The sequence below is a fragment of the Bacillus cereus group sp. MS39 genome (assembly GCF_040448665.1).
Classification (GTDB): domain Bacteria; phylum Bacillota; class Bacilli; order Bacillales; family Bacillaceae_G; genus Bacillus_A; species Bacillus_A wiedmannii.
Window position 1 is genome coordinate 828,278 of the sequence record NZ_CP123058.1, and the last position, 15,068, is coordinate 843,345.

The following is a 15,068-nucleotide window of genomic DNA, read 5'->3' on the forward strand; positions in this document are numbered from 1 at the left end:
AAGGGAGAGCAGAATGAGTCATGATACGTTTGAATCGTTATTAATAGAGAAGTCAAAAGCTGTGTTTGGATACTTAATTAAGATTGGAGCAGATAGAAAAGAAGCGGAAGATATTGTGCAAGATACGCTGTATAAAGCTTTATTGCTTATGGAGGAAATACCGTTAGAGCATTTAACACCGTGGCTCTTTAGGGTTGCAATCAATCAACACCGAGATTTATATCGGAAAGAAAAAAGGCTAAATCCCATTGCGATTGAATCTGTCGTTCTTATTGGCCAAAAGTCATTAGATGAAGTGCTTTTAACAAGTGAACTACAAGGCGAGGTACAAGAAATATTGGAGACGATGACGGAGGATTATCGTCATATTTTACTGTTGAAATATGAATATGAACTATCTTATAAGGAAATTGCCATTTTATTAAGTATGAAAGAAGATACAGTAAAAACAAGTTTGTACCGTGCAAGAAATCAATTTAAAAAATTGTATAGGAGGAGAAACGATGAGTCGGAAAGACTTTGATTTGAATATGGATGATAAGCAGATGAAAGTTTTGATGAAGAGAGCGAAGCGGAAGCAACTTTGGAGAAATTGGCTTATTTCTATTTGTGCGTCCATTATTGTTATAGTAAGTTTGTTTTTGGGAGCAGCGTATTTTTCTCAGCAAACGTTTAGAAAAATGGAAAGAGAAATGAATGCACTACATAGGGTTCAAGGCCCTAATATTCGTTTCAGTGGAAGTATGTATTTAAGTCTCGGTGTTACAGGGAGTACGGTAATATATAACTCGTATAAAAATATAGCTGGCCAACCAGTAAAATGGGTAAATGATATATATGAATCTGGCATATGGGATTATAGTATGAAGCACTACAATGGTGAGCTTGTTAGTTTAGATGAGGAAAAAAGGGGTGAAGAGGCTGTTGCGATACCAGACTATAATGTACAAACAATGCAAAGAGAAATGAGGTTTTATTTACCTTTCGTTACTTATAAAAATTATGTGGATGACCTGAAAAATATTGGGGATTTGCAAAATAAAGTTGCAGAAGTAGCCTTATCTTTTGATAAATCGTATACAGTTGAACAAATTACTGAGATGCTTCCCAAAAGTGTACAGCCAGTTTGGTTTTGGGTAGATACATATAATGAAAAGAAAAGTGATTCTTATGTAGGGCTAAAAGATCCTAAAAATGGCGCAATATTAAATGCAGAAATGGCTAAAAATGTTTTTGGGTTTGAAGGGAGTTATGCAAAAGTAAAAGAAGATGTGAAAAATGATGTAACAATAAACTCAAAAGAGTTTCTATACCAAATGAAGTATTTAGCAAAAAATAGTGAAGGTATACCAAGTGATTATTTTGAACAATATTATAAAGAAATAAAAAACACGAAACCAAAAGACCTACCAATATACGGTGTAGTCGTAACAGGAAAAACAGAGGATTTACAAAGTTTACAAGGAGCACCATATATTAAGGCTGCTGTTAGAGGTGTAACAGTTGAGAAATATTGATTACAAGCTATTAATGTGAATAATCAGAAAATTTATGTTATAATATGGGAAAAGGAGGTTTATATGAGGCAAATACATGGAGCAATTTATATTTACATAACAATGTTTTTCGTGGCGATATCCTATGGATTAGGGCACGTGTATTCGCATCCTATACTAACTTTTTTAAGCGGAGCATGTATGGCGTTTGCGATTCTTGTCCACCTTTTCTCAGTTTGGATCGTGAAATTTCAATTAAATATTAGTGAAATAGAAGAAGGTACTTTCTAAGTGACCTTCTTTTTTTAATAATATTTTGGAAGTTCTCGTAGCAATTTTTCAATTTTGCATTCGGTTTCTTCACATATAGACAGTGTGCGTAGTCGGAAAAACAAACTACGTAAGAAAGATTTTATATTTCCGTATAGGTACTCGTACGATTCAATATGTAATGTTTGTTTTTTGACGGGTAATTGAGCTACTAAATCATGAAGGGCTAATATGAGTTTTTCTTCCTTTAGACCATTTTGTAGCATTGCGACAATCGGATAAACGAGACGCTCGTCTTCTTCATATTTGTAGTAAATAGAATGGACACAAACTTTGTTTAATAAAGTTTGTAATATTTCTTCGTAATATAAAGTTTCCAGTTTAGGACTACGAACAAGCGCTTCAAATGTATCAGAAGCATGAGCGATACTGTGTGCCCAGCCGTGGTCTTTAACATATCCACGGAAATCATGTTCATTGTTCATATATAGAATCAATTGATCTTTTACAGTTAAAATCTCATTCTGTGATAAGAAATTATATTTTGTATCAGCATCAATAATGAGCGCAAGTAATAATGTCGTAAATGCGCGGGTAAATACAGCATCTTCGTCATCCGAATGAATTTTATACAATAAATATTTTTCACTCATGCTTTCTAATAATAGTTTCTGTAATTGTGTGTGTGAAATGTAGTCCTTTTTGATGAGATGATAAAAAGTAGAGTAGATGAGCTTGTCTCTTAAATAGCTATCGGTAACACCGATATGCTCAAGCATATTGGAACTTAAAGAATCAATGTTAAGTGTTTTATTCGGTATGTAATTATTATTACGAATTTCTTCTAACTGTTGTTGTAACATATAAACCTCCTATTTTAGAAAATTCTGTATTTTTATAATATAATAAGAGGAAGAAATAGACAATAAATAAGTGCTTTTGAATGGAGGGGCATTATGAAGAGAGCATTATTCTTTTTTATTAGTATTTTCTTTTTAGGAAGTTGTTCGATTTCGTATGTTACTTTTTCTAGTGAGAGCAAAAGTTGGACGGGGCAATATAAAGGATATATTAAGGATGACAGTGAAGATGGAATGTTTACGTTTCAGTATAAGGGCGGAGATGGAAATACAGAATTTAAAAATTTAGAGATTGCTATTAATGGAGCCTTTAGTGCAATGAAAGAAACGTCAGAAGTTCATAAAGGAGTAACGATTGAAATGAAGTCTTCTTGTGTAAGTTGTGCACCTCTATCTAAAGATGAACCGATAGAGGTTGTGATTAAATGGGATGATAAGTATGAGGAGAAGATGGTGTTAAATTTGAAATAGCTTAGAGTAAGGAGTTAAAAATGAATAGGCATATGAAAATTATTATGTTTTTAAGTGTATTTCTAGTCATATTATCAGCGTGTACTACAAAACAAGTAGAGCAAGTAGCAGTAAAAAAAGTACCTGAAGAGGGGGATGTCATAGTAAGAAATGACACGGTGTTTTTTGTAGATGATAAAACGTTTAATACAAAAGTAGAATTGCAACATTATATGGAACAACAAATAAATAAAGAGCATCCATCACATATAGTTTTGAGCTTTAAAGATAAAGGCACATATAAACAGTTAAAAACAGGGGATAGAATAAAAGTATGGTTTTCTCAAATACTTGAAAGCTATCCAGCAAAAATGATTGTAGAGAAATTTGAAATAGTGGAGAAATAGAAAAAGGCAGCAATCACGCTGCCTTTTTATTATTTTACAAATTGTAATTCTTTCGGGAATTTCGTTAAAATTTCTGATCCGTCTTTTGTGATATAAATATCATCTTCAATACGAACGCCACCTACGTTTGGTACGTAAATACCGGGCTCGATTGTGAAGACCATACCTTCTTTTAATGGAGACTCGTTACCAGCTTTTACATCTGGATATTCGTGTACGCTAATTCCAAGTCCGTGACCAAGTCGGTGTGGGAAGAAGTCGCCGTAACCTGCATCTGTGATAACAGAACGAGCAGCATTGTCGATTGCACCAAGTGTAACACCTGGTTTACATGCTTCAACTGCTTGTAGTTGTCCAGCAAGTACAGTGTTATAAATGCGAGTTTGTTCTTCAGAAATTTCACCGAATGCTACTGTACGTGTAATGTCAGAGCAATAACCTTCAATGATTACGCCTAAATCAAATAGTACGAAATCGCCGCGTTTCATTTTATTTGCACCTGGAATACCGTGTGGAAGAGCAGAGTTTGCACCTGCTAATACCATCGTATCAAATGACATTTTATGTATGCCTTTTGTTTTTAATTCGTGTTCAATAATTGCTAATACTTCTAGCTCGCTACGATTTTCTTTAATTGCATTTACACCCACTTCAACAGCGTAATCTGCCATTTTAGCTGCTTCGCGTAAAATAGAAAGTTCTTTTTCATCTTTAATTAAGCGAAGTTCACGAACTTTTTCCTCAGCTGATTTGAAAGCTGCATTTGGGAATAACTTTGTTAATTCTTCGTAGCGCTCTACGTTTAAATGTTCTTTTTCAATTGCAACTGCATTTGCATTGATGCCGCGGTCTTTAATTGCTTTTGCAATCATATCCCATGGTCTGTCAGTATCAGTAAATCCGATAATTTCATGTGCCCAGCCAGCGTTACGCGCTTGACCTTCTTCCATTTTAGGGCAAATTAAAATAGGTTCTTTTTCTTGGAATACAAACATACCAAGAAGTCTTTCGTGTGGTTCGCAGTGGAAGTTTGTCATGTAGAAAACGTTTGGTGTAGAAGTTAAGAACGCAGCTTCTACGTTTTTTTCTTTTAGCCATTGCATTAAATTTTCTAATCTAGCATTCATCGATTGGCACCCCCGAGATATTTAATTACAAATATAACTTTACATCGGAAGAAAGCGTTATGACAAGTAAATAGATGTTAGAAAAGACAGGGAATTGAAAAATCATGTAGAATAAAAAATGAGAATGTGAATAGGGGAGGAATGTAGTAATGAAAGTATCTTATCACGGGCATTCAGTTGTAAAGATTGAAACGAATGGAAAAGTGATTTTAATTGACCCATTTTTAACTGGAAATCCGACAGCGGATTTAAAGGCTGAAGATGTCAAAGTAGATGCAATTCTTTTATCGCATGGACATGGTGATCATGTTGGAGATACAGTAGAGCTTGCGAAGAAAAATAATGCAGTTGTTGTGGCACCATTTGAACTAGCGACATTTTTAAGTTGGCAAGGTGTAAATACACATCCGATGCATATTGGTGGTTCGCATGAATTTGACTTCGGAAAAGTGAAGTTTACACAAGCATTCCACGGTTCTAGTTATATTAATGAAGAAAATAAGACGATTACATATACAGGTATGCCAGCAGGTATTTTATTTACAGCAGAAGAAAAAACTGTGTATCATGCAGGGGATACTGCTCTATTCTCTGATATGAAATTAATTGGGGAGCTAAATAACATTGATGTAGCATTTTTACCAATTGGTGATAATTTCACAATGGGACCAGAAGATGCTGTTTTAGCAGCAAAATGGGTTCAGGCGAAAACTGTTGTACCGATGCATTACAATACGTTCCCGGTTATTGAACAAGATCCATATCAATTTGTAGAAAAGCTACAAAATTGTACAGGAAAAGTATTAGAAGCTGGAGAAAGTATTACACTATAGAAAAGAAACCCTTCATTTGAAAAGACAAGTGAAGGGTTTTTTACGTGTGTAGGACAGCTTTTAAAGGTTGTACTTGTTTTGACGATTCTTTTCTTTTTGGAAGTGGCTGTTCAGGTGTTTCATTCAATTCCATTGCAACTTTTTTTCCGTCTACGAAAGCTAAAAATACAGCACCTACAACCTCTAATAATTTTTTCATCATGTATCCGCTCCTTTGTTTCATTTCTTGTCTTCATTGTATATGGAAGCGGCTGGACAAACTATCGAACGAGATGACAATACCATTACATTGTTGTAATAGAAGAAGTAGTGTCATGTAAGGCGTATTTTGTTATAAAAAAAATAGTACAGATATATAAAGAGAGAGTGTAACAGTTTTGAAAATATAGTATACTGAAAATACAACACATGAAGAATTTAGGGAAAAGAAAGTATGGTGAAACCATTTGGCTACCAAGCATAACCAAATTTTAGAACATATTAATAGCCTGCCAGTAGGGCATAAAATTTCTGTAAGGCAAATTGCAAAAGATTTGAGTGTAAGTGAAGGGACAGCTTACCGTGCAATTAAAGATGCAGAAAATAAAGGGTATGTTAGTACGATTGAACGTGTCGGAACCATTCGAATTGAACAAAAGAAGAAAGAAAATATTGAAAAGTTGACATATGCAGAAGTTGTTAACATTGTTGATGGCCAAGTACTTGGAGGCAGAGAAGGACTACATAAAACGTTAAATAAATTCGTAATCGGGGCAATGAAATTAGAAGCTATGATGCGCTATACAGAAGCTGGAAACTTACTTATTGTCGGTAACCGTACGAACGCGCATCAATTAGCGTTAGAAACTGGAGCCGCTGTATTAATTACGGGCGGATTTGATACGGAAGATCATGTGAAGAAATTAGCAGATGAATTAAAACTGCCGATTATTTCAAGTAGTTACGATACATTTACAGTTGCAACGTTAATTAACCGTGCGATTTACGATCAGCTGATTAAGAAAGAAATTGTACTCGTTGAAGATATTTTAACGCCAATTGAAGAAACGTTATATTTAAAACCAAATGATACAGTGCAGCAATGGCATGCGTATAACGAAGAGACGATGCACGGAAGATATCCGATTGTTGATGAAAATAAAAAGGTATTAGGTATTGTGACTTCTAAGGATATGATTGGTGTTGTAAAAGAAACACCAATTGATAAAGTAATGACAAAGCATCCAATTACGGTAAATGGAAAAATGTCTGTCGCAGCTGCGGCACGTATGATGGTGTGGGAAGGTATTGAGTTACTTCCTGTTGTTGATGAAGGAAATAAGTTGCAAGGTATTATTAGTCGTCAAGATGTACTTCAGGCGTTGCAAATGATTCAGCGCCAACCACAAGTCGGCGAAACAATCGATGATATTGTAACGAATCAATTTATGACGCCGAAAGAAGCGAAAAATGAACATTTATATCAATTTTCAGTGACGCCGCAAATGACGAATTCAATCGGAACGTTATCTTATGGTGTATTCGCAACAATTGTGACAGAAGCAACGAATCGCGTTATTCGTGCGCAAAAGAAGAGTGATTTAATTGTTGAGAACTTAACAATTTATTTCGTAAAACCAGTTCAAATTGACAATGTTGTATCGGTTCATCCGAAAGTATTAGAAATTGGACGTAAATTTGGTAAGGTTGATGTAGAAGTGCATCATGAAGGTAATGTCGTCGGGAAAGCATTACTTATGGTGCAGTTGATCGATAAATAAAAAGATGGAGCAGACCGCTTTGGTTTGTTCCATTTTTTTTAGAACGCTACATGAGGGAGTTTTAAAATGTAGTTAGCAACTGAATCTAGCATGCTTTGAATTGCGAAAGAGAAAAATAAATCACGTTCTGTTTCATATTTATAAATAGGAACATGTAATCATTTGAAGATGCTTGAACAATAATTGTGGAGGTGTCGAATGGGAGTAATAGTTCTCTTTTTAGGTGTAGTATTTGCAATAACTTTTTATGTGTTAACACATAGAAGAATGGATTCAAATAAAAAGAAATTGTATGTAGTAAGTTTGATTTTCGCTATTATTTGTTCCTTTGCCCCTACAACTGGAGAAAATAATAGCGATTTTCTTTACTTTGGTATACCAGCAGAAAATTTCATTTATTATGATGGATGGAAAATTTCGTTTAATCCATTAGGCTTTTTCTTTAACTTTATATTGTTTTATTGGATTTTGAAGCTATTACTTAAGTTCAGTGGGCGTTTTAGTAGAGAAGTGAAAAAATAGAGGGATATGTATCAATGTGGATAGAAAATTGGTTGTTAGTCGATTACGCTACTAATCATTAAAAGATAAGAATAGTGTAATTGGATAGGGGAAACGATGCTTCACTATATGAACTAGGGGGAGAAGAATGGATTTTTACATTAAAGAGCAGTTATGTAAGCAATATAATTTAAATAGTCTTACGAAAGTGTCATTGTTGCATGGGGGAGAAAATCAAACATATATATTCGAATCGGATAAAAATAAATTTGTGGTTAGGCAGTATAGAGAAGGACGTTATACAGCCGAGCAAATAGAAGCTGAAATACATTGGTTAATAGCGTTGCAAAAACAAATGTTAGTACCAGAAGTAGTTGTAAATAAAGATGGTGACTGGGTCACACCTGTTATGAAAGATGAGGGAAGTATCCAGTATTTTGTTGTCTTTAGGTTTATAAATGGAAGTGAAATTATAGAACCAAAGGATAAAGATTATGAAAAACTTGGAGCATTAATGCGAATGTTTCATGAAAAAACAAATGGAGTGCTTAAAAGAGTGTCGCAAACTTGGAGAGGTTATGAAAGACCTATATATAGCGAGCAAAAGATGATTCATGAGTCTTTACAATGTTTATTAAATACTTCTTTTTTATCTTATGAGGATAAAAATAAATGCTTGAGAATTGCAGAAAGAATACAAGAACTTACAAACTCAATTCAATTGGGAGAAAAACAATTTGTTCACGGAGATATGCATTTTGGAAATATTCTTGTAGACAAAGAGGATTGGTATTTACTCGATTTTGATGAATGTGGATTTGGCTATAAAGAGTTTGATATTGGTGTTCCAAGATTGCATTTAATTGCTTCGGGACAGTTAGAAGATGCATGGGGGAATTTTATGATGGGATATGGGGAAAATATTTCAGAATCAGCCATTCGACTTGGGACCGCTTCAAGAATCTTTTATATGGCAGGAAAAATACCATTAAGACTTGATATTGAACCTATTAGAAAAAAACCTGATGCTTTTATTCGGCGATATATTCAGTATGTCGAAGAAGAATTATGTGGTGAGACAATTGTCTGATTAAAAAACAGAATATTAATTTAATTAAATGCTAGACTATGTTATAATTAAATTGTAAGAAAATGGATTTACGAAAGGTGGTATGCATTATGTCATCAACAGTACTCTTTTTTGGTAGTATCGCACTCTTTTACTTTCTTATAATGATACCGATTCAATATTTATACTTACAAGGTTTACATGAAAAAAAGAAAAAAACAGGATTATCTCAGCGAGAGTTATATGAAAGAATGTCTTTTGGGGAAGAACAATTACATCTTCATGTGCAGGGCAACCCATTTAATATACCATCTGCGTTTGTCGCATATATGATTTTAAAAGTTAAGGGACGTAAAAAAGCATCACAATGTTGATGCTTTTTTTGCACTGCTTCAGACAGATTCAGCTTCTTCAACTGCTAATGGTAAGAAATGTTTGTATTGGCGAAATCCATTAAATGCACTTGCACTACCAAATAGAACAAATAAAACACCAACGATAATTCGAGCGGTTGAAAGTTCTAAAAAGAATTGGTTTATCCCAAAGAATAAGACGAATGAACCAAGTGCCATTGCGGATTTTCCTGAGAGCCAACCTTTCTCCATTGGGCGGTTTGTACGAAAGTATTTTGTTTTGTAGAAGAGGTACAACATAAATGAGACGATAATACAGAAGACTAATACTGGCATCATGAACACTCCCATCGCTTTGTGAAAAATAATAGTGGAGAAAAAAGAAATATCTAAACTTTCTAATTTCTATTATAAAGCAATTGTTCGCATGTATGAAATACTTTCCGTTATAATGGAGGATAAAGTGAAACTTTAATTAGTGTGAGGATGTTTCTGCGCTAATGATTTGCCCGCACCAATTGGGCTTTTACTGCACGTTAAAGTGAAGAAGTTGAGTAAAAAGGAGATTATACATATGCATGAGCAAATTTTAAGAGCAATTAAAGAGTTTGATACAATTATTATTCATCGTCATGTGCGTCCAGATCCAGATGCATTAGGTTCACAGGGAGGTCTTGGTACAATTCTACAAGAATCGTTTCCAGAGAAAAATATTTATACGGTTGGGTACAATGAATCGTCACTAGAATATTTACGAGTAATGGATGATATTGAAGATAGTGTATATGAAAATGCACTTGTTATCGTATGTGATACTGCGAACCAAGAACGTGTTGACGATCAACGCTATGCAAAAGGGAAGATGTTAATTAAAATTGATCATCATCCGAATGAAGATCCGTACGGAGATATTACGTGGGTAGATACGACATCAAGTTCTACAAGTGAAATGATTTATGAATTTTACAGTTATGGAAAAGATAAAGGATTACAGATAACGAAAGAAGCAGCTCGTCTTATTTTAGCGGGTATTGTTGGGGATACAGGTCGTTTCTTATTCCCGAATACAACAGCGAAAACACTTCGTTACGTGAGTGAGCTTGTTGATATGGATGTGAAATTCACAGATTTATACAATGAAATGTATAAGACGAAAGAAAAGATTGCTCGTTTAAACGGCTATATTTTACAAAACTTTACGATGGTAGAAGAAGGAGCAGCTTACATTAAATTAACGAAAGAAGTATTAGAAAAGTTTGATGTACTTCCTTCTGAGGCATCCGGTGTTGTTGGAGCACTTGGTAATATTGATGGATTAAAGTCGTGGGTTCTATTTTTAGAGGAAGACGATGTGATTCGTGTTCGTCTTCGTTCAAAAGGACCAGTGATAAATAAATTAGCAATGCAATATAATGGCGGAGGGCATCCGATGGCTTCTGGTGCAAAAGCATCTTCTTGGGAAGAAGCGGATCGTCTTTTTGCTGATTTACGTGAGTTGTGTAGATAAGAGATTATATATGAAAACGAAAAGAAGGAGCGGCGCTAAAGTCCTCCTTCTTTATTTTTCTTTCTCTATCGTAATGCTAATTTCAAGCACTGTATCAAAAGATATCGTATCGACTTTGAAACGGTATAGCCGATCGTAATGTTTGTACGTCTTGTTTTCTATTACCTTTTTGAGTAGGTCTTTATTTTTTGCGATACTTTGTATGTTTTTCGTTAAAAGATGCTGGAGGTCATTATGGATAGAGGTAGTCATGTTTTCAAGTGTAAGGTTGTCTAAATCGTATTTTTCTCGATTTATAAGTTTTATTTTAATCTCTTGAATAGTTAAGAGTCGTTTATTTTCTGTATTCAATTTTTCTTGATCTTCGAGAAGGACGTGGAGCTTTGCTTCTTGTTTTTCTATAATTTCTCTTTGTTCTGCTATTTTACTAGCTTGTTCTTCTTGAAAAACACCGTATATGAACAAAAAAATAAACCAGCTCAACACGCCTCCAACAGCAGCACCAGCTAAAACTAAATACCATTTTTTTGCTGTATTGGCACTTGGTACTCTCATACATGTTCCTGCGTTAACCATTTAATAATAATAAGACCGGTTTGCATACCACCCGTTGCAAAAAAAATAAGGAGAATTTGTTTTACGATATCTTTCATATCCCCGCCAAAGAAACTTCTTTCAAAGCTATAAAAAGTATCAAATGTTCCGCCAATTGCTGCAACGAGTGCCCAAATTCTTAAATTTTGGGCGAATTGATTAATGTAAGTTAGAGTTGGTTTTCCGATAAGAAATGCACCAAATCCACCAATTAATGAACCACCAAGTATAACCCCAAAGGCAATAAAATAACTAATAATAAGCAGAGAGAAAAAAGTATGTTCTCTTACATCCATCGTCATTCCCCTTTCTTCTTCATATATATGGACAAAGTATAAGAAGTATGTTTTGATTTCCGCTTTCCTCATCACCTATAATAAAAGTAGTCAGATTGGTAAAGAGAGGGTACAACAGTGAAGTTTGTGCATTTACAATGTCAAACCGTTTTTAGTTTATTAAAAAGTGCTTGTAAAATTGATGAGCTTGTAGTCAGGGCGAAAGAACTTGGTTTCTCGTCACTCGCTATTACGGACGAAAATGTTATGTATGGCGTTATTCCGTTTTATAAAGCATGTAAGAAACATGGTATAGAGCCTATTATCGGCTTAACAGCTTCTATTTTTAGTGAAGAAGAGGAAAAATCTTATCCGCTTGTTTTACTTGCTGAAAATGAAATGGGCTATCAAAATTTATTAAAGATTTCTAGTAGCATTATGACGAAGTCAAAAGAAGGTATTCCGAAAAAGTGGCTTGCCCATTATGCGAAAGGATTAATTGCTATTTCACCAGGTAAAGATGGGGAAATTGAACAATTATTATTAGAAGACAAAGAGAGTCAAGCTGAAGAAGTAGCTCGCATGTATCAAAGTATGTTCGACAATTTTTATATGAGTTTGCAGCATCATGCGATTCAAGATGAACTACTCCTGCAAGAGAAATTACCTGCATTTATGAGTAGGATAAATGTTCCAGTCGTTGCAACAAACGATGTACGCTACATCAATCAAAGTGACGCACTTGTTCATGAGTGCTTATTATCTGTTGAAAGTGGAACGAAAATGACTGATCCGGATAGACCAAGGTTGAAAACTGATCAATATTATTTAAAATCATCAGATGAAATGGAAGCACTATTTTCTCACGTAGAAGAAGCGATTTATAACACAGTAGAAATTGCAGAACGTTGCAGAGTAGAAATACCGTTTCATATAAATCAATTACCGAAATTTCCTGTTCCAGCTAACGAGACGAATGATATGTATTTACGCCGCGTTTGTGAAGAAGGCTTGCAGAAACGATATGGTACGCCGAAAGAAGTACATATAAAGCGTCTGAATCATGAATTAAACGTTATTTCTAGTATGGGGTTTAGTGATTATTTCCTCATCGTGTGGGATTTTATGAAGTATGCGCATGAAAATCATATTTTAACAGGGCCAGGACGTGGATCGGCAGCCGGCTCACTCGTTTCTTACGTATTAGAAATTACAGATATTGATCCGATTGAATACGATCTATTATTTGAAAGATTTTTAAACCCTGAACGTGTGACACTTCCAGATATTGATATCGATTTTCCAGATATAAGACGTGATGAGATGATTCGATATGTGAAAGATAAATATGGTCAGCTGCGTGTTGCACAAATTGTAACGTTCGGGACGCTTGCAGCGAAAGCGGCAATTAGAGATATTGCGCGTGTAATGGGGCTTCCACCGAGAGACATTGACATATTCTCAAAACTTATCCCATCAAAGCTTGGTATAACGTTAAAAGATGCATATGAGGAATCGCAATCACTCCGTGAGTTTATACAAGGGAATCTGTTACATGAGCGTGTGTTTGAAATTGCAAAACGTGTAGAGGGCTTACCACGTCATACGTCTATTCATGCAGCTGGCGTTATTATGAGCCAAGAGCCGTTAACCGGAAGTGTTGCAATACAAGAAGGGCATAACGATGTGTATGTTACGCAATACCCGGCTGATGCATTAGAAGAACTTGGTTTGTTAAAGATGGATTTTTTAGGATTACGTAATTTAACGTTACTTGAAAATATTATAAAGTTTATCGTGAAAAAGACGGGGACACAAATTGATTTAAGAAATTTACCACTTCAAGATGAAAAGACGTTCCAATTGTTAGGTAGAGGGGATACAACAGGTGTATTCCAGCTTGAATCAGGTGGTATGCGAAATGTACTTCGCGGGTTAAAACCGAATGAATTTGAAGATATTGTCGCTGTTAACTCGTTATATAGGCCAGGACCAATGGAACAAATTCCAACCTTTATTGAATCAAAGCACGGAAAAAGAAAAATTGAATATTTACATCCGGATTTAAAGCCGATTTTAGAAAGAACATACGGTGTAATTGTATACCAAGAACAAATTATGCAAATTGCGTCGAAGTTGGCGGGATTCTCGCTCGGAGAAGCAGATTTATTACGCCGTGCAGTGAGTAAAAAAAATCGTGATATTTTAGATCAGGAGCGTAAGCATTTTGTACAAGGCTGTTTACAAAATGGTTATGACGAGACATCCGCGGAGAAAATTTACGATTTAATTGTAAGATTTGCGAATTACGGTTTTAACCGGAGTCACGCTGTAGCCTACAGTATGATTGGATATCAGCTTGCTTACTTAAAAGCGAATTATACGCTGGAATTTATGACAGCATTATTATCAAGTGCAATTGGAAATGAAGATAAGATTGTGCAGTATATACGAGAAACGAAGCGGAAAGGTTTTCACGTTTTGCCGCCATCTCTTCAGAGAAGTGGTTACAATTTCCAAATAGAAGGTAATGCGATACGTTACAGCTTACTTTCAATTCGAAACATCGGAATGGCTACAGTGACAGCATTACTCGAAGAACGAGAGAAAAAAGTATTTGAAGATTTATTTGAATTTTGTCTTCGCATGCCATCAAAGTTTGTAACAGAGCGAAATTTAGAGGCATTCGTCTGGTCTGGGTGTTTTGACGATTTTGGTGTTTCGAGAACAAATTTATGGAAAAGCCTTAAAGGAGCGTTAGAGTACGCAAATCTTGCACGTGATTTAGGAGATGCTGTTCCAAAATCAAAATACGTGCAAGGAGAAGAGCTCTCTTTTATTGAACAGTTAAATAAAGAGAAGGAAGCACTAGGTTTTTATTTATCAAGCTATCCGACAGCGCAGTATGTGAAGTTAGCAAAAGAATTAGAAATTCCATCACTCGCTCAGGCAATGCGACATAAGAAAAAAGTACAAAGGGCTATCGTGTATATAACAAGCGTGAGAGTGATTCGTACGAAAAAGTTGCAAAAGATGGCGTTTATTACATTTTGTGATCAAAACGATGAAATGGAAGCAGTTCTTTTCCCTGAAACATATATACATTTCTCAGATAAGTTACAAGAAGGAGCAATTGTTTTAGTTGACGGCATGATTGAGCTTAGAAATCATAAGTTGCAATGGATTGTAAATGGACTATATCCGTTAGAAGAAATGGATGTGTATGAAGAAAAGAAAGATGCATCTGTTTATGTGAAATTGTCGTCTCAGTATGAGAAAAAGCTTTTAAATCAGGTTACTAAAATATTGTTTGACTATTCAGGTTTTGCGAAAGTACTAATTTATTATGAAAAGGAACATAAAATGGTACAATTGTCTCGAAGTTTATCGATTCATCCAAGTGAAGAATGTTTAGGAGCACTTCGTGAAATTGTCGGGGAAGAAAATGTAGTTGTGAAAATATAATGGACAATTTCCCTACACTTCGATTATTATAGTAGTAGTGTTCGTGGTCAGACCACTTGGAGAAATTGATATCAGCTAGAATAATTTGAGGAGAGTGGATA

The 15,068-nt window shown here is 34.9% G+C and carries 18 protein-coding genes; 12 read left to right on the forward strand and 6 right to left on the reverse strand.

The window, feature by feature from the left end; translation table 11 throughout:
* The first annotated feature begins 13 nt into the window (after positions 1-13).
* The 3 genes from QEP67_RS04335 to QEP67_RS04345 all read left to right on the forward strand — a co-directional run bounded on the left by QEP67_RS04335 (position 14) and on the right by QEP67_RS04345 (position 1,787).
* Positions 14-523, forward strand: a complete 510-nt coding sequence (locus QEP67_RS04335) for a sigma-70 family RNA polymerase sigma factor (RefSeq protein WP_000017719.1) — start codon at positions 14-16, stop codon at positions 521-523.
* Positions 504-1,517 carry an anti sigma factor C-terminal domain-containing protein gene (locus tag QEP67_RS04340; RefSeq protein ID WP_000087170.1) on the forward strand — a complete coding sequence of 338 codons (1,014 nt, stop codon included), beginning with the start codon at positions 504-506 and terminating at the stop codon, positions 1,515-1,517. Before QEP67_RS04335 ends, QEP67_RS04340 begins: the two co-directional genes overlap by 20 nt.
* 63 nt (positions 1,518-1,580) lie before the next feature.
* A complete protein-coding gene (locus QEP67_RS04345; protein WP_001248904.1) occupies positions 1,581-1,787 on the forward strand; it encodes a hypothetical protein in 207 nt (68 codons plus the stop codon).
* 14 nt (positions 1,788-1,801) lie between these two features.
* Here QEP67_RS04345 and QEP67_RS04350 read toward each other — a convergent pair whose 3' ends face one another.
* The gene (locus QEP67_RS04350) at positions 1,802-2,629 is read right to left on the reverse strand and encodes a DUF2785 domain-containing protein (protein WP_000941482.1); all 828 of its coding nucleotides are present in this window, start codon (positions 2,627-2,629) and stop codon (positions 1,802-1,804) included.
* Between the two features lie 93 nt (positions 2,630-2,722).
* Between QEP67_RS04350 and QEP67_RS04355 the strand changes: the two genes are divergently transcribed.
* Together QEP67_RS04355 and QEP67_RS04360 are read left to right on the forward strand one after the other, a co-directional pair.
* Positions 2,723-3,097 (forward strand): hypothetical protein, encoded by a 375-nt coding sequence (locus tag QEP67_RS04355; protein WP_000816715.1) that lies wholly within the window; start codon positions 2,723-2,725, stop codon positions 3,095-3,097.
* Positions 3,098-3,117: 20 nt separating this feature from the next.
* The gene (locus QEP67_RS04360; RefSeq protein WP_001079367.1) at positions 3,118-3,483 is read left to right on the forward strand and encodes a DUF3221 domain-containing protein; all 366 of its coding nucleotides are present in this window, start codon (positions 3,118-3,120) and stop codon (positions 3,481-3,483) included.
* A gap of 29 nt (positions 3,484-3,512) precedes the next feature.
* On the opposite strand, the gene pepQ is transcribed toward QEP67_RS04360, so the two are convergent.
* On the reverse strand, positions 3,513-4,610 hold the full coding sequence (gene pepQ / locus QEP67_RS04365; protein ID WP_000994038.1) for a Xaa-Pro dipeptidase: 1,098 nt from the start codon (positions 4,608-4,610) through the stop codon (positions 3,513-3,515).
* Positions 4,611-4,759: 149 nt separating this feature from the next.
* Between pepQ and QEP67_RS04370 the strand changes: the two genes are divergently transcribed.
* A complete protein-coding gene (locus QEP67_RS04370; protein ID WP_000868947.1) occupies positions 4,760-5,443 on the forward strand; it encodes a metal-dependent hydrolase in 684 nt (227 codons plus the stop codon).
* Positions 5,444-5,483: 40 nt separating this feature from the next.
* On the opposite strand, the gene QEP67_RS04375 is transcribed toward QEP67_RS04370, so the two are convergent.
* Positions 5,484-5,645 (reverse strand): hypothetical protein, encoded by a 162-nt coding sequence (locus QEP67_RS04375; RefSeq protein WP_000976301.1) that lies wholly within the window; start codon positions 5,643-5,645, stop codon positions 5,484-5,486.
* A gap of 244 nt (positions 5,646-5,889) precedes the next feature.
* Between QEP67_RS04375 and QEP67_RS04380 the strand changes: the two genes are divergently transcribed.
* The 4 genes from QEP67_RS04380 (at position 5,890) to QEP67_RS04395 (ending at position 9,147) form a co-directional block, all read left to right on the forward strand.
* Complete coding sequence (locus tag QEP67_RS04380) at positions 5,890-7,203, forward strand: CBS domain-containing protein (RefSeq protein WP_000201589.1); 1,314 nt, start codon at positions 5,890-5,892, stop codon at positions 7,201-7,203.
* A gap of 198 nt (positions 7,204-7,401) precedes the next feature.
* Positions 7,402-7,725, forward strand: a complete 324-nt coding sequence (locus QEP67_RS04385; RefSeq protein ID WP_353706528.1) for a hypothetical protein — start codon at positions 7,402-7,404, stop codon at positions 7,723-7,725.
* 127 nt (positions 7,726-7,852) lie between these two features.
* Positions 7,853-8,794, forward strand: coding sequence for a phosphotransferase (locus tag QEP67_RS04390; protein WP_048565765.1), 942 nt, complete (start codon positions 7,853-7,855; stop codon positions 8,792-8,794).
* A gap of 89 nt (positions 8,795-8,883) precedes the next feature.
* Entirely contained in the window at positions 8,884-9,147 is a 264-nt protein-coding gene (locus QEP67_RS04395) for a DUF3949 domain-containing protein (protein ID WP_000099734.1), read from the forward strand.
* 18 nt (positions 9,148-9,165) lie between these two features.
* Here QEP67_RS04395 and QEP67_RS04400 read toward each other — a convergent pair whose 3' ends face one another.
* Positions 9,166-9,462 (reverse strand): YtpI family protein, encoded by a 297-nt coding sequence (locus QEP67_RS04400; protein WP_001144768.1) that lies wholly within the window; start codon positions 9,460-9,462, stop codon positions 9,166-9,168.
* A gap of 238 nt (positions 9,463-9,700) precedes the next feature.
* On the opposite strand from QEP67_RS04400, the gene QEP67_RS04405 reads away from it, so the two are divergent.
* On the forward strand, positions 9,701-10,633 hold the full coding sequence (locus tag QEP67_RS04405) for a bifunctional oligoribonuclease/PAP phosphatase NrnA (protein WP_353706529.1): 933 nt from the start codon (positions 9,701-9,703) through the stop codon (positions 10,631-10,633).
* 51 nt (positions 10,634-10,684) lie between these two features.
* Here the strand turns inward: QEP67_RS04405 and ytrI are convergent, their stop codons facing one another.
* Entirely contained in the window at positions 10,685-11,188 is a 504-nt protein-coding gene (gene ytrI, locus QEP67_RS04410) for a sporulation membrane protein YtrI (RefSeq protein ID WP_001265725.1), read from the reverse strand.
* Positions 11,185-11,598: a YtrH family sporulation protein gene (locus QEP67_RS04415; RefSeq protein WP_002008713.1), complete on the reverse strand. Its 414-nt coding sequence runs from the start codon at positions 11,596-11,598 to the stop codon at positions 11,185-11,187. The genes ytrI and QEP67_RS04415 overlap by 4 nt, the downstream gene beginning before the upstream one ends.
* 42 nt (positions 11,599-11,640) lie before the next feature.
* Here QEP67_RS04415 and dnaE point away from each other — a divergent pair, with 42 nt between their 5' ends.
* Positions 11,641-14,967 (forward strand): DNA polymerase III subunit alpha, encoded by a 3,327-nt coding sequence (dnaE, locus tag QEP67_RS04420; RefSeq protein WP_000673707.1) that lies wholly within the window; start codon positions 11,641-11,643, stop codon positions 14,965-14,967.
* Positions 14,968-15,068 lie beyond the last annotated feature (101 nt).